Origin of the sequence: Fluviibacterium sp. S390, from assembly GCF_049800695.1 — a bacterium.
GTDB lineage: Bacteria > Pseudomonadota > Alphaproteobacteria > Rhodobacterales > Rhodobacteraceae > Meridianimarinicoccus.
This window is the reverse complement of the sequence record NZ_JBNAFN010000024.1, coordinates 1-20,835: the sequence shown is the minus strand read 5'-3', so window position 1 is coordinate 20,835 and position 20,835 is coordinate 1. Positions and strand designations below refer to the sequence as shown.

Sequence of the window (20,835 nt, the reverse complement as noted above, 5' to 3'; positions counted from 1 at the left end):
GGGCGGTCTGTAGACGCGCTGCGGGGTCTGACCTCAGGTGGCTTTCGGGGTCGAAATCACCGAAAGCACGCGCACCGGCACGCGGATCAACTCTTCGGGGCCGTGCGGCGCATCGGCGTCGAAGAAGAAACTGTCGCCCGGTTGCAGATCATAGATGTCATTGCCGTGGCGATAGCGGATCTCGCCTTCCAGCACGTAGATCAGTTCAACCCCGTCATGCTGAAACCCGGTGTGGATGTCGGAATTGTCGGTCAGCGTGATGAGATACGGCTCGACCGAGATGCCGGTGTCGCTGGGGCCAAGATCGCCCAACAGGCTGTAGCGATAGCTGTCCGGGGCGCCGGTGCGGGTGATCTCGGCGGCATCGCTTGGCCGGACATGTACCGCCTTGCGGCGGCGTTCATAGCGCTTGAAGAAGGTGGTGATCGGCACGTTCAAAGCCGTGGCCAGCGATTGCAGGGTCGTCAGCGACGGAGAAATATTGCCGTTCTCGATCTTCGACAGCATCCCCATCGACAGGCCGGTCTTGCGCGACAGGTCGGCAACGGTCATGTCCAACTGGTGACGATGGGCGCGAACCTCGCGGCCGATGGCCGATTCCAGGTCCTTTTCGGGGCGCGCGCGCGTGCCGTCCTTGTCCGGCTTTGAATCGGCTTGGGGCATTGGCTCTCCTGCAACTGGTCAACACACGGCTTTCACCACAGTGAAGCCTAGCCCCGCCGGGGGCCGGGGGCCAGACGGGCGTTACTCGCCCTATGGTAGAAGTGATAAAATCGGCACCCTCTGGGCGGATTTTCGCGCATCGGGCAGATCGTGGTGTGGATTTTCCGGATTTTCGCGCGGTCCGCGGGCGGCCATCCCAAGGTGACGCTGGGGTAAGGCGAAGCGGGACAGCGTGGCGGTACGCCGACTCGGTCTGCTCTGGTGGCCGGCGCATTTTTCGACGGGGTGTCGACGGGTGCAGGCGGGCGCGTACGGATGGCGGGGCTGGGTCTGATGTTGCAGGTGCCGTTGGTTTCCTGAAGGGAAATGAGATGCGGGCGCGGCATCCACCGGTCCGGTGTCTTGGCCAGGGCCTCTCAGGCGTCGCGGCGCGCCACGACGTACACCGGGTGATAGGTCACGGGCAGGGCGCCCAAACGGGTAAAGCGGTCGCGATAGCGGGCCTCGAAGCGGGACAGGCGTCCCTTGCTCCAGATCTGGCCGGCCCCGGCATTGACGCCGGTGCTGCGCAGGTGGCGCAACACGGCCGCCGCATCGGGAAAGGCAAGGCGCAGATGCCGCTCTTGCACATGCAGCAGGGTCATCCCCTTGGGCAGAAGCACGGCCCATTCACTTGGGGCCACATAGCCGGGCGCCGCGGCGGTGGAGCCAAGCGCCTGCAATTCGCAAAACTGGTCAGGGCCGAAACCGCTGAGTGCCAGCAGACCGCCGGGGGCCAGATGGCGGCACAGACGCGTCACCTCGCGCGCCGGATCGTCGAACCATTGCACGGTCGAGGCCGAGGCGATCAGGTCCAGCCGTCCAGGCAAGTCGATGGACTGGATCGGGCCGGGCAGGAAGGTTGCGCGACCGGGATGGGCGTTCAGGCGCGGGGCCAGAAGATCGGCGGTTTCGGGCAGCAGGTCGTTGGCCCAGAAGTCGCCGGGGGTCAGGTCGTCCAGCAGGTGCCGGGTCAGAAAGCCGGTGCCGCAGCCGAATTCCAGCACGCGGTCCGGGCGCGGGGCGGCATGGGCGCGGATCAGCGCGGCCAGATGCGCGGCAATGCGGGCCTGTGCGCGGGCATCGCGGCCATAGGTCGGCAGGCCCCGGCGAAAGGCGCGGGCAACGCGGGCGATCTCGGCGCTCATGGCACGTCGTCCCAGCTTTGCCACTGGCCAAAGGGGGCGTGCGGGGCGTCGATCTGCTGGATACGCCCTGCCTGCCCGGCCCAGGCGCGGGCCATGTTGGCCGGGGGAAAAATGCGGTCGCGGGTCGGCAGGATGATGGCATCGAATTGAGTCTCTGGCGCCGCGCCGCGACTGGCAACGGCGGCAAGCTCATCCTGCCGCGCTGGGATGTCGAGCGGCACAGGCGCCACCCGCTGCCCGAAGCACCGCCTTTGGAAGCTGGCGAAACTGTCCTCGGTCAGCGCCGCGCGGGTCTGGTCGACCACAGCAGTCGGGATGCCAAGCCGGTCATCCACCGGCGACATTGTCCCCGCGATGGCGGTCTTGCGGGTGAACGGATCTGCGCGCCCGTCCCGCCAGTGGCCATAGGCCGCCACGCCAAAGGACCACGCCAGCAGGCGCCGCCGGGCATAGGCAGAAATGTCGGGCAGATCGAGGCTCAGGTCGCGGTAGTCATCCACGAACAGCACGTCCTGAGGCCCGGCCAGATGCGACAGGCAGTCGGCGCCGACGGCCCAGCCGCCAAACACCACGATCACCTCGGAACCGCCGTTCCGTTTCAGCCAGCGCGCCTGCATGGGGGCTCACAGGACCTTGGCCAGATGCAGCATGGCGGCGGTGATCTGGCGCAACTCATCGGGCGCGGTCACGAAGGGCGGCATGGTGTAGATCTTCTTGCCGAAGGGGCGCAGGAAGACGCCCATCTCCTTGCAATGCCCATGGGCGATGTCGGCGCTGACCGCATGGTCCATCTCGATCACGCCGATGGCGCCCAGCACGCGCACGTCGGCCACGCCGGGCAGGGCGCGGGCGGGGGCCAGTTCGGCCTGAAGCTGCGCCTCGATGGCCGCGACCTGTCCCTGCCAGTCGCCCCGTTGCAGCAACGACAGGCTGGCCCCGGCGGCGGCGCAGGCCAGCGGGTTGGCCATGAAGGTCGGCCCATGCATGAACAGCCCCGGATCGCCGCCGCCGATGCCCTCGGCGATCTTGTCGTTGGTCATGGTGGTGGCAAAGGACATGGTGCCGCCGGTGATCGCCTTGCCCAGACACAGGATATCGGGCTGAACGCCCGTGTGATCGGCGGCGAACATCTTGCCGGTGCGGCCAAAGCCGGTGGCGATTTCGTCGAAGATCAGCACGATGTCATGGGCGTCGCACAGGGCGCGGGCGCGGTTCAGGTATTCGGGGTGATAGAAATACATCCCCCCCGTGCCCTGCACCACCGGCTCTAGAATCAGCGCGGCGATACGGTCCTGGTTCTCGTCCAGCAGCGCCTCAAGCGCGCCCAGCCCGTTGCGCGCCGGATCGTCGGACCAGTCCGCGTCGATGGCGATCGGCGGGCGGTCGACGAAATGCTGGATCGACAGCGCGCCAGTGAACAGGTGGTGCATCCCGGTGACCGGGTCGCAGACGCTCATCGCCTTCCAGGTGTCGCCGTGATAGCCCTGCCGGATCGTCGCGAACTCGCAGCGATCCGGGCGGCCCAGCGAGACCTGGTATTGCACCGCCATCTTCAGCGCCACCTCGACCGAGACCGAGCCGCTGTCGCAATAGAAGATCCGCTGCATCGTGTCGGGGGCAAGGTCCAGCAGGCGCTGGCCCAGCTCGATCGCCGGATCATGGGTCAGACCGCCGAACATCACATGCGGCAGCCGGTCCAACTGGTCATGGACGGCCTTGGTGATCACCGGATGCCGATGGCCGTGGATTGTGCTCCACCAGCTCGACATGGCGTCGATGACGCGGGAGCCGTCGTCAAGGGCCAGCCAGACGCCCTCGGCCTCTTTCACCACGAAGGTCGGGCCGGGTCTGGTGACATTGGTATAGGGATGCCACAGGTGATGCTGGTCGAACTCAAGCGGGGTCATGCGGTCATGGCCTTGCGGATGCGATCCGTGTCGATGGCGGCGAATTCTTCGCGCAGGGTTTCGGGGGTCAGCAAGTCCAGCAGGCCCAGCCGTCCCAGGTGCGCCACCTGCCCGAAGTCGCAGATCGTCTGCTCCACCTCGGGTTCCGCCGCGCCGATGAAGGCGATGCCGATCACCGGCACGTCGCGCGTGCGCAAGGCAGCCAGCGACAGCAGCGAATGGTTGATCGTGCCAAGGGCGGTGCGGGCGCACAGGATGACCGGCGCGCGCCAGCGGGCGATGACATCCAGATAGGTCGCGCGGCGGTTCAGCGGCACCAGCAGCCCGCCCGCGCCTTCGACCACCAGCGGGCCGGAGGTGTCGGGCAGGGTCAGGGTGGTGTCGTCGATCTCGACCCCTGCGGCCTCGGCCGACAGATGCGGCGAGGCGGGCAGTTTCAGCCGCCACGCTTCGGGCAGGATCGGGCGACCGGACAGGCGGGCGACGATCTGGCTGTCGGTTTCGTCTTCCAGACCTGATTGCACCGGCTTCCAGTAGGTCGCGCCAAGGGCGGCGGTCAGCCCCGCCGAGAAAACGGTCTTGCCGATGCCGGTGTCGGTGCCGGTGACAATGACCGGGGTCATGCGGGCACCTCGTCCAGCACATGCGCCAGATCGTGGAACAGGGAGGCCAGAATTTCGGCATCGACGTTCAGGGTGATCGACAGCCGCAGCCGCGCTGTGCCGCGCGGCACGGTGGGCGGGCGGATGGCACGGATGTCGTGGCCGCGCGCCTGAAGCGCCTTTGCAGCGGCCAGCGCCCGTTTGTCGTCGCCCAGGATCACCGGCAGGATCTGGCTGTGCAGCCCGGTCAGCCCGCAGTGATCTTTGGCCAGCCGGTGGGCTTCGGCCACTTGCGCGCGGGCGCGGGCGGGCAGATCCGGGTTGCGGTCAAGCTCGGCCAGCGCCGCACGCACCAGCGCGGCATTCAACGGCGAGGGCGCGGTGGCATAGATGAAGCTGCGGGCCTTGTTCACCAGCGTGTCGATCAGCACGCCGTCGCCGCAGATCAGCGCGCCGGATACGCCCAGCCCTTTGCCGCAAGTGTGCAGGCTCAGCAGGTTGGAGCGGTCGGCAAAACCGTGTGACAGCCCGCGTCCACCGGGGCCCCAAAGGCCGGTGGCATGGGCCTCGTCCACCACCAGGACCGCGCCCTGCCGGTCGGCCAGCGCCATCAGCCCGGCCACCGGGGCAAAGTCGCCATCCATGGAATAGACGCTTTCGACCGCGATCCAGACCTGCCCGTCGCCGCCTGCTGCGCGCCAGTCGGCAATGGCGGCCTCGGCGGCGGGAACATCATTGTGCGGGAAGCTGCGGGTCTCGGCGCGGCCCAGCCGCATCCCGTCATGGGCCGAGGCATGGATCAACGCATCATGCAGCACCAGATCGCCCTGCAGGGGCAGGGTCGAGAATATCGCTGTGTTGGCCTGAAATCCGCCCCCCATGAAAAGCGCGCGTTCGGCCCCGAAGAAAGCCGCCGCCTCGGCCTCCAGCGCCTCGTGCTCGGGCGCATTGCCGCGCAGCAGGCGCGAGCCCCCCGCGCCCACCGGCACGCCCCGGTCCAGCGCGGCATGGGCCGCCGCCCGCATCAGGTCGGACTCGGAGAGCCCGAGATAGTCGTTGGAGGCAAAGTCATGCCCCGCACGCGGCGCCAGAACCCGGCGGCGTCCACGGGAGGTCAGGGACGCCAGCGCCTGCGCGTGGCGCGGAAATCCGGTCATCGCGATCCGTCGCAGCCCGGCGCCATGGCTTCGATCCCCAGTCGGTCGAACAATTGCCCGTCCTTGTCTTCTTCCGGGTTGTCGGCGGTCAGCAGGGTGTCGCCCACAAAGATCGAGTTCGCCCCGGCGAAGAAGCACATGGCCTGCATCTCGTCGCTCATCTCGGTGCGGCCGGCGGACAGGCGCACATGGGACTTGGGCATCAGGATGCGGGCCAGCGCGATGGTGCGCACGAATTCAATGGGATCAATCTTTTCCACATCCGCCAGCGGCGTGTCGGCAATCGGGATCAGCTGGTTGATCGGCACGCTGTCGGGGTGTTCTTGCAGATTGGCCAGCGCCAGCAGCATGTCGACGCGGTCCATCTGTTGCTCGCCCATGCCGACGATGCCACCGGCGCAGACCTTGATGCCGGCTTCGCGCACGCGGTTCAGCGTGTCGATGCGGTCGGCAAAGGTGCGGGTGGTGATGATCTCGGAGTAATAGCGCTCGGAGGTGTCGATGTTGTGGTTGTAGTAATCCAGACCGGCGCCTTTCAGGCGCAGCACCTGGTCATCTTCCAGCATGCCCAGCGTCATGCAGGTTTCCATGCCCATCGCCTTGACGCCCTCGACCATGGCGGCCAGCGCCTCCATGTCGCGATCCTTGGGCGACCGCCAGGCCGCGCCCATGCAATACCGTGTCGCGCCGCCGTCCTTGGCCTTCTTGGCCTCGGCCAGAACGCGCTCGACCTCGATCAGTTTGCTGGCGGACAGTTGCGCCCCGTTGCGTGCCGACTGGCTGCAATAGGCGCAATCCTCGGCGCAACCGCCGGTCTTGATGCTCAGCAGCTTGGAGCGCTGGACCTGATTGGGGTCGAAATTGGCGCGGTGCACGCTGGCGGCCTGAAACAGCAGGTCGTTGAAAGGCTGATTGTACAGGGACTCGGCTTCTTCCCGGGTCCAGTCGTGGCGCAGCGTCGTCGAATCCAGCATGGTGATTTCCCCTTAGAGCGACCGCAACCTAGTGGCTTTTACCAGAAGTGCAACGGTTATGGCACCGCGCAGGGGGTCGCGGCGTTTGGCGGCTGTCTAGCAGTCCTGTCCCAGGGGTGGGATCGGGCCGATTGTCTCAGCCCAGCGTGTGCGCGACCTCGTACATCACCGGCTCGAAGCTGCGGCACAGGGTGTTGATCTGGCGGTTGCGCTCGCGCATCTCGGGGGTGCGCAGCATGGCCTGAAAGTCCTCGCGCCGTTGCCATTGCGAATAATTGGCGATCCGGGTCTGGGCGTCGTTCACATGCAGGCCGGCGGCAACGAATCCGGGCTGCTTCGAGATGAAATGGTCATAGGCGTCGCGCAGCGCGTCCATCAGGTCCTGACAGGTGCCGGGGGTGACCTCGAAGGTGGTGATGACGGTCTGATGGCTGGCCGTTGTGGTGATCTGCATGATGGCTCCTCCTCTTGGCTTCAGCCTAGCGCAGGGCGGCGCGGCGCGGACAGGGAAAATTGCGCAGACCGGGAATTAAGTCCCTGTTAACCCTGCGCGCTTCAGCCTGAGCTCTCGGGAGAGGCTTGTCATGCGAACCATTGCCCTTGCGGTCCTGCTGTGCGGGCTGCCCTGTGTCGCCGCGCTGGCCGGGGCCTGGCCGCGCGAGCCGGGCACCGGCTTTGCCTCGCTGGGATACGAGATCACCACCCTGCAAGACGAGCTGTCCGGCGAGGTTGCGCCGCAGTTTGACGGCTACGCCACGCTGTACGCCGAATACGGGCTGACGCCGCGGATGACCATCGGGTTGGACCTGGGCGGCGATGAAACCGTGCTGACCCCCGAATTGCAGCGCAGCTATCACCAGCAGACCGGCAGCGGCCAGTTGCCGCCGCCCGAACGGACGGCGATCCCGCAGGTGCGCACATGGTCCGGCGTGGCCTTCCTGCGCTATGCGCTGTCGCCGCTGGATGCCACGCACCACTTTGCGGCGCAACTGGGTGTCGGGCAACGCCGCTATGCCACGCTGGGCCGCTATCTGGGCCAGATCGAGACCGAGACAGAAGCAATTCTACGCCCTGCCCTCGCCTATGGCCGGGGGTTCAGCCTTGGCGAGTATTCCGGCTGGCTGGCGGTCGATGCCTCGGTCGAGTTTCGGGAGCAATCCTCGGGCACGGCGCAAAAGCTGGATGCCACCATTGGCGTCAAGGGCGCGGGCCGGCTGACCTATATGCTGCAGCTTCAGGGTGGCGACTTTCCGCAGGCCGACCCCTACCTGAAGGTTCTGCCGGCGGTGGTTGTGGACCTGCCCGCCGGTCTGGCGCTGGAAAGTGCCCTGATCTGGGGGGTGCGTGGCGATAACAGTGCGGGGGTGCGGATGGCCCTGTGGTGGACCTTCTGACCCCCGCGCCGGACCCCTAGGATCCGCCGGTAACGGTGAGCCCCAGCATCTGCCAGGCCTGCATCCCGCCCCGGTAATAGAAGATCCGGTCGGCCGGGAAGCCCGCGCCGACCATCTGCCGGATCGCCGCCGGGGACTGTCCGCACCAGCTGCCGTTGCAGAACAGGGCGACCGGCTTGGCATTCTCGCAATCCCAGCCGTCGAAATCGATCTCGCAGCCCAATTCGCCCAGGTGATCGACGATCTGGGTGTAGGGGATGTTGATGGTGCCGGGGATGGTGCCGCGCCGGTACCAATCGGCAACGCGGCTGTCGACGACCACGGCCTCGGGATCCTGCAACATGTCCAGCAATTCCAACTCGCCAATGGTGGTGACGCCCTCGGCGGGCGTCATCGGCTGGATGCAGAACGGCGGGCAGGCGCGCGAGGTGCGGGCGAATTCGCCTTCGATCTGCGCCTCGGTGTCCTGGTTGCGTTGAATGATCGTGAATGTGCCGGGCACTTCGACCTGGCCAATGGCGCTGGTGATCCCGACCTCCAGATCGGCAGCGTGCAGCGGGGTGGTGGCCAGGCACAGGGCGAGAGCGGTAAAGAATCGTGTCATGAAAGTCCTCCTGATATTCAAGAAGCACGATGAATGCATGCTGGGCAAGGGCGCAGACTGTCCCTTGTCAAACGCGCTCTTGCCAAACACTGACGTGCGGCCATGATCGGCGGTATGTCCAAACCCTCTCCGATCCGGCCCACCGATGATGAGGCGCGCGCGCTGGCCCGGCGCCTGCTGGCCGACATGCGGTTCGCCGCGCTGGGGGTGCTGCATCCCGACACCGGCCTGCCCGAGGTCACGCGGGTGGCGCTGATTGCCGGGCCGGATGGCGCGCCGTTGTCGCTGGTGTCTGACTTGTCGGCCCATACCCGTGCCCTGCGGGCCAACCCGTCGGCCTCGCTTCTGGTGGGTGAACCGGGGGGGCGTGGCGATCCGCTGACCCATCCGCGCATGACCCTGGCCTGCACGGCCCGCTTCATTGGCCATGGCGACCCACAGCACGCCGATCTGCGCGCGCATTACCTGCGGGTTCAGCCCAAGGCCAGGCTGTATGTGGATTTCGCGGATTTCTCGTTTGTGCGGTTCAGCGTCCGTGGCGCGGCCCTGAACGGCGGATTCGGCAAGGCGTTTCATCTGAGCCCGCAGGATCTGGAGCTTTAAAGGCCGACGCCCCCGGTCAGGATCTGCACGCCGTTGATCCGCCAAGCGCCCTGAAGCTGGACCATGCGATAGGCCAGAAAGTGCAATTGGCCGGCGCCATCGCGGATCATCACACGCTGGATGGCCTCGGCGCCCATCTCGGTGCGGTCCAGAAAGGTCACGTCCGCCGGACGCCAGACCATCGGGTAGCCATCCCGCACCATCTGGCCAAAATTATCGGGGGTGCCGAACATGCGCCTGATCGCCGGGGCGGCATGGTCGAAGGCGCGGGCCATGTCATCGGCCTGAAAGGCGGCGATCTGGTCGCCGATGACCGTTTCGATGTCCTGCGCCGGCTGTGCCATCACCGGCGTTGCCATCAGGAGTGCCAAAAGACTTGCCGTGCGCATGTTGGATCCCTCCGCGCCTTTCCCCAATGGTAAGGCACGGAGGGGATCAGTCAATCGGTGGCCAGCTCTCCGGCCAGCGCGCGGTCGATCAGGGCGACGGTTTCCGGCACTCCGTACAGCGCGATGAAGCCGCCAAAACGCGGGCCCTGGCTGGCCCCCAGAAGCACTTCGTAGATGGCCGAGAACCAGGCGCGCAGGGGATCGAACCCATGCGCCTTGCCGACGGCGAAGACCTCGGACTGCAGGGCTTCGGCCTCGACGTCGCCCTTCCAGTCGCGCAGGCGGTCGGCCAGATCCTGCAGCGCCGCGCGCTCCTGATCGGTGGGCGCGCGATAGGTTTTCGCGGGCTTCACGAAGTTCTCGTAGTAACGCACGGCAAAGCCGGCTGCCTCATCCAGCCCCGGATGGGTCTCGGGCGTGGCATCTGGTGCGTATTTGCCGATGAAGCCCCACAGGGTGTCCTTGTCATGGGCCGAGGCCGCCGAGGCGAGGTTCAGCAGCATCGAGAAGGTCACCACCATGTCCGACGCGGGCACATCATGGCCGTGGATGTGGTACACCGGGTTGTTCAGCTGCGCCTTCAGATCCTGGTCCGGATAGGCGCGCAACTGCTGGTGATACTCGTCCACAGCCTTGGGGATCACGTCGAAATACAGCCGCTTGGCGGTTTTCGGCTTGAGGTACATGAAGTACTGCAGGCTTTCGGGCGCGGCGTAGCTCAGCCAGTCTTCCATCGACAGGCCGTTGCCCTTGGATTTCGAGATCTTCTGCCCGTTCTCGTCGTTGAACAACTCGTAGGACAGCGTCACCGGCGGCGTCTTGCCAAGTGCCTTGCAGATCTTGGTGGACTGGGTGACGGAATCGATCAGATCCTTGCCCGACATTTCATAGTCGACGCCAAGGGCGGCCCACCGCAGCGCCCAGTCGGGCTTCCACTGCATTTTCACATGGCCGCCAGTGACCGGGATCTCGACCTTCTCGCCGTCGGGTTCCTGATAGACGATGGTGCCCCTGGCGACATTGCGTTCCAGCGTCGGCACCTGCAGGACATGGCCGGTCTTGGGGCTGATCGGCAGGAAGCAGGAATAGGTCGCGCGGCGGTCGGGGCCGAGGGTCGGCAGCATGATGTCCTGGATCTTCTCGAAACGTTCCAGCGCGACCAGCAGCATCTCGTCGAGCTTGCCCGAGGTGTAATACTCGGTCGCCGAGGCGAATTCATAGTCGAATCCAAAGCTGTCTAGGAAGTCGCACAGGCGCGCGTTGTTGTGCTGGGCAAAGCCGTCATGGGTGCCGAACGGATCGCGCACGCGGGTCAACGGCAGGTTCAGATCCTCGGCCAGCAACTCCTGGTTCGGAACATTGCCGGGCACCTTGCGCAACCCGTCCATGTCGTCCGAGAAACAGATCAGCCGGGTCGGGATGTCGCTGATTTCCTGAAACGCGCGGCGCACCATGGTGGTGCGCGCCACTTCACCGAAGGTGCCGATATGCGGCAGGCCCGACGGGCCATAGCCGGTCTGGAACAGCACATAGCCTTTCTCGGGCGGCGCGTTTTCATAGCGCTTGAGAACACGGCGGGCTTCTTCGAAGGGCCAGGCCTTCGAGGCCAGGGCTTCGTCGCGGAGGGAGGTCATGTGCGGATATCCTGACAGATTTTTCGCAGGGCTTAGTGACAAGACCGCGTCAGGTCAACATATGCCGCACGGGGCACAGCGGGGGTTGCCGGGGATCAATGACGAAATACATGGCGTCATGGCGCCCGCCAAGGTAACACAAGCGCCAGAACCACGTACAAGGACATTCGCCGTGTCGCAATCCGAACCGTCTCTCACACCGCAAGACAGCCTCGTCGCCCTGATGATCGCCGTGTCGCTGTCGGATGCCAACATCCGCACCTCGGAACTGGTGAAGATCCAGTCGATGATCAATCACCTGCCGGTGTTCTCGGATTTCGGCGACGAACGGCTGCACAGCCTCGGCCAGCTGGTGTTCGAACTGTTCGAAGCCGAGGAGGGGCTGGACGCGCTGTTCGGCCTGATCCGCGAGGCCCTGCCCGAGCGGCTGAACGAAACCGCCTATGCGCTGGCCTGCGACGTGGCCGCAGCCGATGGGCACCTGAACGAGTCCGAACTTCGCCTGCTGGAAGAGATTCGGTATGAGTTGAACATCGACCGTCTGCACGCCGCCGCCATCGAACGCGGTGCCCGCGCCCGTCACATGGTGATCTGAGGTCCGCGCCCCGGACCCGATCCCCTAGGCCAGCGGCACCCCGGACCACAGACGCACAAGATTGTACTGCATCCGGCGGGAGCGCCGGGTCCAGCTTTGGCTGCCGGCGGGGTTTTCGCGATCATCCGGTGCGATGGCCGCGCGCCGTGCCATGTCGGCGGTCAGGATGGCAAAGATCATCCCCGGCCCGGCCCGTGGCGCGATATGGCCCGCAAGCGCGCTGACGAAATTCAGGGTTCCGGTCTTGGCCGACAGGCTGAGCGGCGTGGCGGTGCCATCGTCCTGCCGCAACGCGATGTTCTTCAGGCTGGATTTCAGCGCGCCTTCGCGGCCCTGCATCAAGAGCGCGGAACACAGATCGCGGGTCGTGGTGCGCGAACCGTCGCCCAGACCGGAATGATCCACGAACCGGCTTTGGGTCATCCCCAGATGGGCCTTGGCCCAATCGGTCATGGCGGCGCCGGAACTGGGCAGATCGGACAGTGGCGCGCCGTTCAGGTGGGCGCTGGCTTCCAGACCCAGAACCTCGGCAGTCAGGTTGGTGGAATACTTCAGCATGCCGCGCGCGATGTCGTACAGCGGCGCGCTGATCCGGCTGGCCAATGTCTGGCCTTCGGGCAGAAGCGTGATCCGCTTGGCGGCGGGCAGAACCAGCCCTTCGGCCCGCAGCAGGGTGCGAAACACATCCCCGGCATAAAGGCCGCTGTCGCGCACGGGCAGCCAACGGGCGCCGCCGGTGCCAAGGGCCGGGCGGGCCACTGACCAATGCTCGTAACCGGTGTCCGCATCGGTGCGATGGGCGTAGACCGGCAGGCTGCGCGCGGCCAGTTGCACGCGGGCATGACCGGTGCGCGGGCGCAGCGTGCCGACGCGGGCATCCATGGTCACCTGGTAATCCGCGCCCTGCTGACGCCATTCGAAATGCACGCGGTTGTAGTTCAGGTTCAGCCCCGACACCGAGGGGTTATAGCCCAGGTGATCGGGTTGATCCGGGGCGATCTCGGGGATCTGGGGCAGGGCCGCGGACCAGATCAGCAAGCGGCCCTTGACCTCGTGAAGCCCGATGGCCTTGAGGTCGGCGGCCAGTTGCGCCAGCCCCACGGTGTCGAGACCGGGGTCGCCGCCGCCGGCCAGAACCAGATCGCCGTGCAGCACCCCGTCGCGCATCGGGCCGGTGCCCAGCACACGGGTGGCAAAGCGATAGCCCGGTCCCAGCGTGTCATAGGCATAGGCCGCCGTCACCGCCTTGGTGACGCTGGCCGGTGGCAGCAGCAGATCGGGCTGGATCACCACCAGCGGCTGGCCGGTCTGGGCATCGGCCATGACGCAGGCCACCTCGCCGCTCAGCCCGACATCGGCAATCAGGGCGCGGGTCAGGGCTGCAAGGTCGCGCGGCGGTGGTGCCGAGGGGCGCGGCGTCGGGATCGGCGAGACCGGCACATTGGCCAGCGCGCCCTGCGCAGCCAGCCCGGCGATGCCGGTCAGCACGGCCCGGCGTTTCAGAAGGACGTTGCGGCTCATCTTACCCAGTCTCCCCGCGCGCGGATGTCGGTTGAGGACAAATCTATCTGCGGGCCGCGCAGATAGCACCATGCGGGGGGAATCGCCCCGCCCAGAAGCCGCGCCTCGGCGCGGCGCAAGCGGTCGTTCCGCATCAGCTGGGCCGCCCGCGAGGTGCGCGCCCACAGCGGATTTCCGGGTCGCGCAATCACCCCCACCGGCACCTGCGCGAAGATCGACGGCCAACGTTCCCAGCGATGGATCTGGGCCAGGTTGTCCGCGCCCATCAGCCATGTGAACCGCACGCCGGGATAAAGCCGGATCAGGGCTTCCAGCGTGGCGGCGGTGTGGCGGGTGCCCAGCTTCGCCTCGGCATCGGTGATGGTGACGCGTGGATGCTGCATCACCTCCCGCGCGGCCTTCAGGCGGCGGGCCAGCGGGGCGGGGCCTTCGGATTTCAACGGGTTGCCGGGCGAGACCAGCCACCAGACGCGATCCAGCCCGAAGCTGCGCAGCGCGGTCCGCGTCAGATGCGCATGGCCCTCGTGTGCCGGGTCGAAGGATCCGCCCAGAAGCCCGATCCTTTGCCCGGCCCTTGCCGCTGGAAAGCCTGCCTTCATGCCTGCGCCATGTCGCTGTTACCGTCTGGGGCCGCCCCGGCGTGCAGGGCCATGCCGAAGCTACATCATGCGCGGGCGCGAACTGCAAGCCGGGGCCGCTCTGTCGGGGCGGCGGAGATTCCATTGGACAGCCCCGATCCCCAAACGCCATGGTGAGGCCCAACGACCAACTGGGAGGATTGGACATGCGATATTTGAAATCTGTTTCCGTGCTGACACTGGCGGTGGTCCTGGCCACGCCGGCCCTGGCACAGCAGGCTGCCGATGCGATCACCACCGAAGGCACCAGCGAAGCCAAGGTCGCGGGCTGGGAAGCGGCGGGCCTGTCGCCTGCCGCGATGGAGGCCCTGCGCATCAAGGCCGAGGGCAGGCCCACGCAAGCCGCCGACTGGATGGTGGCCGCCGCCAACCCGCTGGCGGTGCAGGCCGGGGCCGCAGTGCTGGAAGAGGGCGGCACCGCTGCCGACGCCATGGTCGCGGTCCAGTCGGTACTAGGGCTGGTCGAGCCGCAAAGCTCGGGCCTTGGCGGCGGCGCGTTCCTGGTCTGGTACGACGCAGAGAGCGGCGAGGTGACGACGCTGGATGGCCGTGAAACCGCGCCTCTGGCCGCGACGCCGACCCTGTTTCAGACCATGGACGGCGAAACCATGGGCTTCTGGGATGCGGTCGTGGGCGGCCTGTCCGTCGGCACCCCCGGCACGCCCGCGCTGATGGCCGAGGCGCATCGCAAATGGGGAAGCGCCAACTGGGGCCGACTGTTCGACGACGCCATCGCGCTGGCCGAAGACGGCTTCCCGGTGTCGCCCCGTCTGGCCACCCTGATCGTGGATGATGCCGAGAAACTGGGTCGGTTCCCGGCCACAGCCGAGTATTTCATGCCCGGTGGCACGCCGTTGGCGGAAGGCACCATCCTGAAGAACCCGGCCTATGCGGACACCCTGATGACCATCGCCGACAAGGGCGTCGGGGCTTTCTACACCGGCGAGATCGCCGAAGGCATCACCGCCGCCGTGCGCGGTGCCGAGGGCAATCCGGGGCTGCTGAGCATGGTCGATCTGGCGCTGTATCAGGTCAAGGAACGCCCGGCGGTCTGTGTCGACTATCGCGGCGCGGATGTTTGCGGCATGGGGCCGCCGTCATCGGGGGCACTGACCGTGGGCCAGATCCTCGGGATGCTGAACACCTACGACCTGGCCAGCCTGGGGTTCGAGGATCCGCAGGCCTGGCGTCTGATCGGTGATGCCTCGCGGCTCGCCTTCGCGGACCGGGGCCGCTATATGGCCGACAGCGACTATGTGCCGGTGCCGGTCGAAGGGCTGGTGGATCCGGCCTATCTGGCCGACCGTGCCGCCCTGCTGAACCGTGACACCGCGCTGGAAGAGGTCGCCCCCGGCACGCCGGAGTTCGACCATGCGCTGAACTGGGCCGACAACCAGGATATCTCGCTGCCCTCGACCTCGCATATCTCGATCGTCGACAGCTACGGCAACGCGCTGTCCATGACCACCACGATTGAAAACGGCTTCGGTTCGCGCGTGATGACGTCGGGCGGGTTCCTGCTGAACAACGAGCTGACCGACTTCAGCTTCTCCAGCCAGTCGGACGGTGTGGCCATCGCCAATGCGATTGCACCGGGCAAGCGGCCGCGCAGTTCGATGGCGCCGACGATTGTCCTGCAGGACGGGGAACCGATCCTTGTGGTCGGATCGCCGGGCGGATCGCGGATCATCGGCTATGTGGCACAGACCATCATCGCCATGGCCGACTGGGGGCTGGACCCGCAACAGGCGGTGTCCATGCCGCATCTGGTCAACCGGTTCGGCACCTATGATCTGGAAGCCGGCACCGAGGTCGCCAACAGCGCCGAGCCGCTGCAGGAACTGGGCTATGAGACCAATGTCCGTGACCTGACCTCGGGGCTGCATGCCATCGCAATCCGCGACGACGGGATCTGGGGCGGCGCCGATCCGCGCCGCGAAGGCATCGCCCTGGGCGAATAACCTGCCGCCGCATTAAGGACCCATCCCTCGCCGCTGTGGCGGCGGGGGATCCCGGCGCACAGGCGGCGGGCCGCGCCTCCGCGCTAACCACGACATCCCGAACATCTTTGGCAGGCCCGGCAGGGTCGTTACGCTGGCTTCATGAGCAGGTCAAAAGCGTCCAAAGGGGGGAACGGCATGTCCCGATCACGCCGTCTTGTCGTCGCGATGGCATTTGGCGTGCTGTGCACCGCCGGCATGACCATCGCGGCGGTGCTGGCGCTCTAGCCGCATGACCGGCCACTTGCGCCAGCCGCCCGCTGTGCAATCGGCCTCAGCTTTCCGACGAACGTGCCCACAGGTTGATGTCTTCCTCGGACGACAGGTGGTCGATGGCCTTCAGTTCCTCTTGCGAGAAGTCGAGGTTGGCGACGGCGCCCACGCAATCCACCACCTGTTCGGGCCGCGATGCGCCGATCAGTGCCGTGGTGATCCCGCCGTTCCGCAGCACCCAGGCCAGCGCCATTTGCGCCAGCGTCTGACCGCGCGCCTCGGCCAGCTCGTTCAGCGCCCGCACCGAGGCCAGCGCGCTGTCGGTCAGCATCGTCGGGGCCAGTGATTTGCCCTGCGCCGCCCGGCTGCTTTCGGGCACTCCGTTGAGGTATTTCGACGTCAGGATGCCCTGCGCCAGCGGCGTGAAGGCGATGGAACCGACTCCCAGTTCTGCCAGTGTGTCCTTCAGCCCGTCGCGTTCGACCCAGCGGTTCAGCATGTTGTAGGACGGCTGGTGGATCAGGCAGGGGGTGCCCAGATCTTCCAGGATCGCCACGGCTTCGCGGGTGCGTTGCGCATTGTAGGAGGAGATCCCGACATAGAGCGCGCGGCCCGACCGCACGATGTAGTCCAGCGCGCCCATGGTTTCTTCCAGTGGCGTGTCCGGGTCGAAGCGATGTGAATAGAAGATGTCCACATAGTCCTGCCCCAGCCGTTTCAGCGACTGATCGCAGGAGGATATCATGGTCTTGCGGCTGCCGAATTGCCCGTAGGGACCGGGCCACATGGGGTAGCCGGCTTTCGAGCTGACGATCAGTTCATCCCGGTACCCGGCGAAATCGGTGCGCAGGATCTCTCCGAAGGCCTCTTCGGCACTGCCTGCCGGGGGGCCATAGTTGTTGGCCAGATCGAAATGGGTGATGCCATGGTCAAAGGCGGTCCGGCAGATGTCGCGCTTCAACTGGTGCGGCCGGTCGTGGCCGAAATTGTGCCACAGCCCCAGCGAGATCGCGGGCAGTTGCAACCCGGAGCGGCCACAGTGGCGATAGACCATCGAGTCGTACCGGGTGGCGGCGGGAAAATATGTCATCGGGTCACCTTGCTGTTGCCGCGGATGTTATCGCGAACAAGAGCCGCCCCGAGCGCCGAAGTCAAACCGGTTGCTAAAGGCCGCTTTCCAGCAGATGCACGTCCAGAACCTCGATCCGCTGGCGTCCGGTGGTCAGAACCCCGGCCTTGGACAGCCGGGACAGGGCGCGGCTGACGGCTTCGCGGTTGGCGCCGATGCAATTGGCAATGGTCAGATGACTGGGCGCGGGATCCAGCACCGCGCCGTTGTGCAGGCTTCCTTGCTGGATCAGACAGCGCACAAGGAAATGCCGCAGCCGGGTTTCCACGTCGTGAAAGGCAAACTCGAACAGCCGATCCGACAGGTCGCGCATCCGTCCGGCCAGCGCGATCGTCACATCGCGCATCGCCACCGGGTGGGCGCGCAGCCAGCGGTCGAATTCCTCGGTCGGGATGCGGCCCAGATCGCAACTGGTCTCACACCGCACTGACCGCACACGCGAACCGCCGTCAAGCACCGAAAGCTCGCCGAACACATCACCCTGTTCCAGCCGATCCAGGATGATCTCGCGGCCTTGCCGTGACGCGATATGGGCGGTGAGTTTCCCCTTGAACACGAAGTACAGGTAATCGGGGCGTTCGCCGCGGTGTGTCAACACGGTGCCGGCTTTGGCGGTGATCCGGGTCAGCCGTGCCACGAAGGCACGTGCGTCTTGGGGCGCCAGGTTTTTGAGCAACGAGAATTCGACAAACACTGTAAGGTCCTGAAACAATTAAGGGTTGTGACCTTTGTCACACTCAAGAATTCACCCCGCATATATCACCTAGGCCAATCCGACGGACCAAGCTACTCCCTATAAATAGTGAGGTGCCGCAGGGCAGGGCGGGCGCCTGCAAGGGGTATCCGGATCTGACATGTCAGAATTCCCTTGCGATACAGGGTTTCCGGATTTGTGCCGCAACGGCAGGTGACGCAGCGGCGATGTTCCCGTCGGGAAAGGCGAAAACGGCCGACTGTGGCGATTTTTTCGGTTGGCCGTTGCATTGTCCAAGCCCTCGCCACTAAAACGGCGCGATCTTCAGCAAGTCAGGGCGGGGCAATGGCAGCTTATCAGTATGTGTACCACATGGACGGCGTTTCCAAGACCTATCCGGGTGGCAAGAAGTGTTTCGAGAACATTCGCCTGAGCTTTCTGCCCGGCGTCAAGATCGGCGTGGTCGGGGTCAATGGCTCGGGCAAGTCGACGCTGATGCGGATCATGGCCGGGCTCGACAAGGATTTCTCGGGTGAGGCCTGGGCCGCCGAAGGCGCCAAGGTCGGCTACCTGCCGCAGGAGCCGGAACTGGACCGAAGCCTGAACGTGCGCGAGAACGTCATGCTGGGCGTCGCCGAGAAGAAGGCGATCCTGGATCGCTACAACGATCTGGCGATGAACTATTCCGACGAAACCGCCGACGAAATGGCCAAGCTGCAGGACGAGATCGACGCCCAGAACCTGTGGGATCTGGACGCGCAGATCGACATCTCGATGGAGGCGCTGCGCTGCCCCCCGGACGAGGCCGATGTAACCACCCTGTCGGGCGGCGAAAAGCGCCGGGTTGCCCTGTGCAAGCTGCTGCTGGAAGCCCCCGACATGCTGCTGCTGGACGAACCGACCAACCACCTGGACGCGGAAACCATCGCCTGGCTGCAACAGCACCTGATCGACTACAAGGGCACCATCCTGATCGTCACCCACGACCGCTATTTCCTGGATGACATCACCGGCTGGATCCTGGAACTGGATCGCGGCCGCGGCATTCCCTACGAGGGCAATTATTCCGCCTGGCTGGAGCAGAAGGCCAAGCGCCTGAGCCAGGAGGCGCGCGAAGACAAGTCGCGCCAGAAGACGCTGGAGCGCGAACTGGAATGGATGCGGCAGGGCACCAAGGCCCGGCAGGCCAAGCAGAAGGCGCGGATCAACGCCTATAACGATCTGGCCAGCCAGTCCGAACGCGAGAAGATCGGCCGCGCCCAGATCGTCATTCCCAACGGCCCGCGCCTTGGCGGCAAGGTGATCGAGGTCGAGAACCTGACCAAGGCCTATGGCGACAAGCTGTTGATCGAGGATCTGTCCTTTGCCCTGCCGCCGGGCGGCATCGTCGGGGTCATCGGTCCCAACGGCGCCGGCAAATCGACCCTGTTCAGGATGCTGACCGGCGAGGAACAGCCCGACAGCGGCACCATCAGCTATGGCGACACGGTGGACCTGTCCTATGTCGACCAGTCGCGCGACGATCTGGACGACAAGGCGACGGTCTGGCACGCGATTTCCGACGGGCTGGACGTGGTCAAGCTGGGCGATGCCGAAATGAACTCGCGCGCCTATTGCTCGGCCTTCAACTTCAAGGGCGGCGACCAGCAGAAAACCCTGAACCTGCTGTCCGGCGGCGAGCGCAACCGCGTCCACATGGCCCGGCTGCTGAAAGCGGGCGGCAACGTGCTGCTGCTCGACGAACCGACCAACGATCTGGACGTGGAAACCCTGCGGGCGCTGGAAGACGCGCTGGTCGATTTCGCCGGTTGCGCCGTGGTCATCTCGCACGACCGCTTCTTCCTTGACCGCATCTGCACCCACATCCTGGCCTTCGAGGGCGAGGCGCATGTGGAATGGTTCGAGGGCAACTTCGAGGATTACGAAGAAGACAAGAAGCGCCGCCTGGGACCGGACGCGCTGGAGCCGAAGCGGGTGAAATACAAGAAGTTCACGCGGTAAGATTGGAACATTAAAATGCCGAGCTTTTCTGACGAAAACATCGCTGCAATATTTGGAAATGAGGATGCGGAAAATGAGTCCCCCGAAAGGTTAAGGCAATTTTTTTCCGAAATCGGGCCTATGATAGCCTGAAAGCGAATCTTCCAATTAGAATAATCGTTGGACACAAGGGTGTAGGAAAGAGCGCGCTTTTAAAGATGTGCCATCTTGAAGACATCGAGGATGGCGTCGTATCGCTCTGGGTTCGCCCAAATGATGTTTTTGGAGCAGTCGACACAAACGCTGATAAGTTTGTCGATCTAATTGAGAACTGGAAGTCTGGAATATCAACCCTCATCGTTAGGTCTCTTCTTGAGGGTGTTGATGACTTCGAAGAGGCAAATAAGCTTGGAAAGCTGACAGGGGGCGTGCGTCAGGCGGCTTCGATCATATCAAACTACTTCTTGAACACTAACCGAAGTCTTTCAGGAGATGCGGCCCGGGTTGCAAAGTGTCTAAAAGCCAATAGGACGATACGTGTCTATCTGGATGACCTTGACCGTGGGTGGCAAGCTAGGCCGCAAGACATTGAAAACATCTCTGCGTTGTTGAATGCGGTTCGGGACATGTCGGGTCAAGACCGTGACATACAGTTCCGCATTGGGCTGAGAACTGATGTCTACCATTTGGTTCGCACCAACGATGAATCAACTGACAAAATTGAAGCGAACCTTATTTGGTTGATGTGGAATAATCATGACATCCTCGTTGCAATGGCTAAGCGCGTTGCTACTCACTTTGGTGAAGATGTAGACGAGGTTTTACTAGGTCATGTTGACAAAAAGGATTCACACTGGCCCTCAGGCGTGATTCAAGCTGGTATCTGTTATGGAGACCAGCTTGGCACGAGAGTTGATGACCGATGAGGAATGGAGGTTCTTTGAACACTTC

The 20,835-nt window shown here is 65.0% G+C and carries 20 protein-coding genes and 1 pseudogene; 6 read left to right on the top strand and 15 right to left on the bottom strand.

What is annotated here, in order from left to right; genetic code table 11:
* Positions 1-33: 33 nt before the first annotated feature.
* The 8 genes from ACP15K_RS16670 to ACP15K_RS16635 form a co-directional block, all read right to left on the bottom strand.
* Positions 34-663, bottom strand: a complete 630-nt coding sequence (locus ACP15K_RS16670; protein WP_193140259.1) for a helix-turn-helix domain-containing protein — start codon at positions 661-663, stop codon at positions 34-36.
* 416 nt (positions 664-1,079) lie between these two features.
* Complete coding sequence (locus ACP15K_RS16665; protein WP_424991041.1) at positions 1,080-1,850, bottom strand: malonyl-ACP O-methyltransferase; 771 nt, start codon at positions 1,848-1,850, stop codon at positions 1,080-1,082.
* The gene (locus ACP15K_RS16660) at positions 1,847-2,467 is read right to left on the bottom strand and encodes a pimeloyl-ACP methyl esterase BioG family protein (protein ID WP_424991040.1); all 621 of its coding nucleotides are present in this window, start codon (positions 2,465-2,467) and stop codon (positions 1,847-1,849) included. Before ACP15K_RS16660 ends, ACP15K_RS16665 begins: the two co-directional genes overlap by 4 nt.
* A gap of 6 nt (positions 2,468-2,473) precedes the next feature.
* Positions 2,474-3,757, bottom strand: coding sequence for an adenosylmethionine--8-amino-7-oxononanoate transaminase (bioA, locus tag ACP15K_RS16655; protein WP_424991039.1), 1,284 nt, complete (start codon positions 3,755-3,757; stop codon positions 2,474-2,476).
* Positions 3,754-4,380, bottom strand: a complete 627-nt coding sequence (gene bioD / locus ACP15K_RS16650; RefSeq protein ID WP_424991038.1) for a dethiobiotin synthase — start codon at positions 4,378-4,380, stop codon at positions 3,754-3,756. Before bioD ends, bioA begins: the two co-directional genes overlap by 4 nt.
* Positions 4,377-5,516, bottom strand: a complete 1,140-nt coding sequence (locus tag ACP15K_RS16645; protein WP_424991037.1) for an 8-amino-7-oxononanoate synthase — start codon at positions 5,514-5,516, stop codon at positions 4,377-4,379. Before ACP15K_RS16645 ends, bioD begins: the two co-directional genes overlap by 4 nt.
* Complete coding sequence (gene bioB, locus ACP15K_RS16640; RefSeq protein WP_424991036.1) at positions 5,513-6,490, bottom strand: biotin synthase BioB; 978 nt, start codon at positions 6,488-6,490, stop codon at positions 5,513-5,515. Before bioB ends, ACP15K_RS16645 begins: the two co-directional genes overlap by 4 nt.
* A 136-nt stretch (positions 6,491-6,626) precedes the next feature.
* The gene (locus ACP15K_RS16635) at positions 6,627-6,944 is read right to left on the bottom strand and encodes an antibiotic biosynthesis monooxygenase family protein (RefSeq protein WP_226925685.1); all 318 of its coding nucleotides are present in this window, start codon (positions 6,942-6,944) and stop codon (positions 6,627-6,629) included.
* Between the two features lie 130 nt (positions 6,945-7,074).
* Between ACP15K_RS16635 and ACP15K_RS16630 the strand changes: the two genes are divergently transcribed.
* Complete coding sequence (locus ACP15K_RS16630; RefSeq protein ID WP_193140275.1) at positions 7,075-7,884, top strand: hypothetical protein; 810 nt, start codon at positions 7,075-7,077, stop codon at positions 7,882-7,884.
* Positions 7,885-7,900: 16 nt separating this feature from the next.
* Here ACP15K_RS16630 and ACP15K_RS16625 read toward each other — a convergent pair whose 3' ends face one another.
* Positions 7,901-8,488, bottom strand: a complete 588-nt coding sequence (locus ACP15K_RS16625; RefSeq protein ID WP_424991035.1) for a rhodanese-like domain-containing protein — start codon at positions 8,486-8,488, stop codon at positions 7,901-7,903.
* 114 nt (positions 8,489-8,602) lie between these two features.
* Here ACP15K_RS16625 and ACP15K_RS16620 point away from each other — a divergent pair, with 114 nt between their 5' ends.
* Positions 8,603-9,091 carry a HugZ family protein gene (locus ACP15K_RS16620; RefSeq protein ID WP_193140279.1) on the top strand — a complete coding sequence of 163 codons (489 nt, stop codon included), beginning with the start codon at positions 8,603-8,605 and terminating at the stop codon, positions 9,089-9,091.
* On the opposite strand, the gene ACP15K_RS16615 is transcribed toward ACP15K_RS16620, so the two are convergent.
* Positions 9,088-9,480 carry a DUF4864 domain-containing protein gene (locus ACP15K_RS16615; protein ID WP_424991034.1) on the bottom strand — a complete coding sequence of 131 codons (393 nt, stop codon included), beginning with the start codon at positions 9,478-9,480 and terminating at the stop codon, positions 9,088-9,090. The two genes, ACP15K_RS16620 and ACP15K_RS16615, sit on opposite strands and share 4 nt — an antisense overlap.
* Before the next feature lie 50 nt (positions 9,481-9,530).
* Entirely contained in the window at positions 9,531-11,114 is a 1,584-nt protein-coding gene (locus ACP15K_RS16610) for a lysine--tRNA ligase (protein WP_424991033.1), read from the bottom strand.
* Between the two features lie 172 nt (positions 11,115-11,286).
* Here ACP15K_RS16610 and ACP15K_RS16605 point away from each other — a divergent pair, with 172 nt between their 5' ends.
* Positions 11,287-11,709, top strand: a complete 423-nt coding sequence (locus ACP15K_RS16605) for a tellurite resistance TerB family protein (RefSeq protein WP_319022426.1) — start codon at positions 11,287-11,289, stop codon at positions 11,707-11,709.
* A gap of 24 nt (positions 11,710-11,733) precedes the next feature.
* Here the strand turns inward: ACP15K_RS16605 and dacB are convergent, their stop codons facing one another.
* Positions 11,734-13,230: a D-alanyl-D-alanine carboxypeptidase/D-alanyl-D-alanine endopeptidase gene (gene dacB / locus ACP15K_RS16600; RefSeq protein ID WP_424991032.1), complete on the bottom strand. Its 1,497-nt coding sequence runs from the start codon at positions 13,228-13,230 to the stop codon at positions 11,734-11,736.
* Positions 13,227-13,829: a nicotinate-nucleotide adenylyltransferase gene (locus ACP15K_RS16595; RefSeq protein WP_424991031.1), complete on the bottom strand. Its 603-nt coding sequence runs from the start codon at positions 13,827-13,829 to the stop codon at positions 13,227-13,229. Before ACP15K_RS16595 ends, dacB begins: the two co-directional genes overlap by 4 nt.
* A gap of 185 nt (positions 13,830-14,014) precedes the next feature.
* Here ACP15K_RS16595 and ggt point away from each other — a divergent pair, with 185 nt between their 5' ends.
* Positions 14,015-15,829, top strand: coding sequence for a gamma-glutamyltransferase (gene ggt / locus ACP15K_RS16590; RefSeq protein WP_424991030.1), 1,815 nt, complete (start codon positions 14,015-14,017; stop codon positions 15,827-15,829).
* A 313-nt stretch (positions 15,830-16,142) separates the two neighbouring features.
* Here ggt and mgrA read toward each other — a convergent pair whose 3' ends face one another.
* A complete protein-coding gene (gene mgrA / locus ACP15K_RS16585) occupies positions 16,143-17,171 on the bottom strand; it encodes an L-glyceraldehyde 3-phosphate reductase (protein ID WP_193140293.1) in 1,029 nt (342 codons plus the stop codon).
* Between the two features lie 73 nt (positions 17,172-17,244).
* Positions 17,245-17,847: a Crp/Fnr family transcriptional regulator gene (locus tag ACP15K_RS16580; RefSeq protein WP_424991029.1), complete on the bottom strand. Its 603-nt coding sequence runs from the start codon at positions 17,845-17,847 to the stop codon at positions 17,245-17,247.
* A 402-nt stretch (positions 17,848-18,249) separates the two neighbouring features.
* Here ACP15K_RS16580 and ettA point away from each other — a divergent pair, with 402 nt between their 5' ends.
* Together ettA and ACP15K_RS16570 are read left to right on the top strand one after the other, a co-directional pair.
* A complete protein-coding gene (ettA, locus tag ACP15K_RS16575; protein WP_193140297.1) occupies positions 18,250-19,905 on the top strand; it encodes an energy-dependent translational throttle protein EttA in 1,656 nt (551 codons plus the stop codon).
* A 95-nt stretch (positions 19,906-20,000) separates the two neighbouring features.
* A pseudogene (locus tag ACP15K_RS16570) lies at positions 20,001-20,810 on the top strand (P-loop ATPase, Sll1717 family); the annotation flags it as partial.
* Between the last annotated feature and the right edge of the window lie 25 nt (positions 20,811-20,835).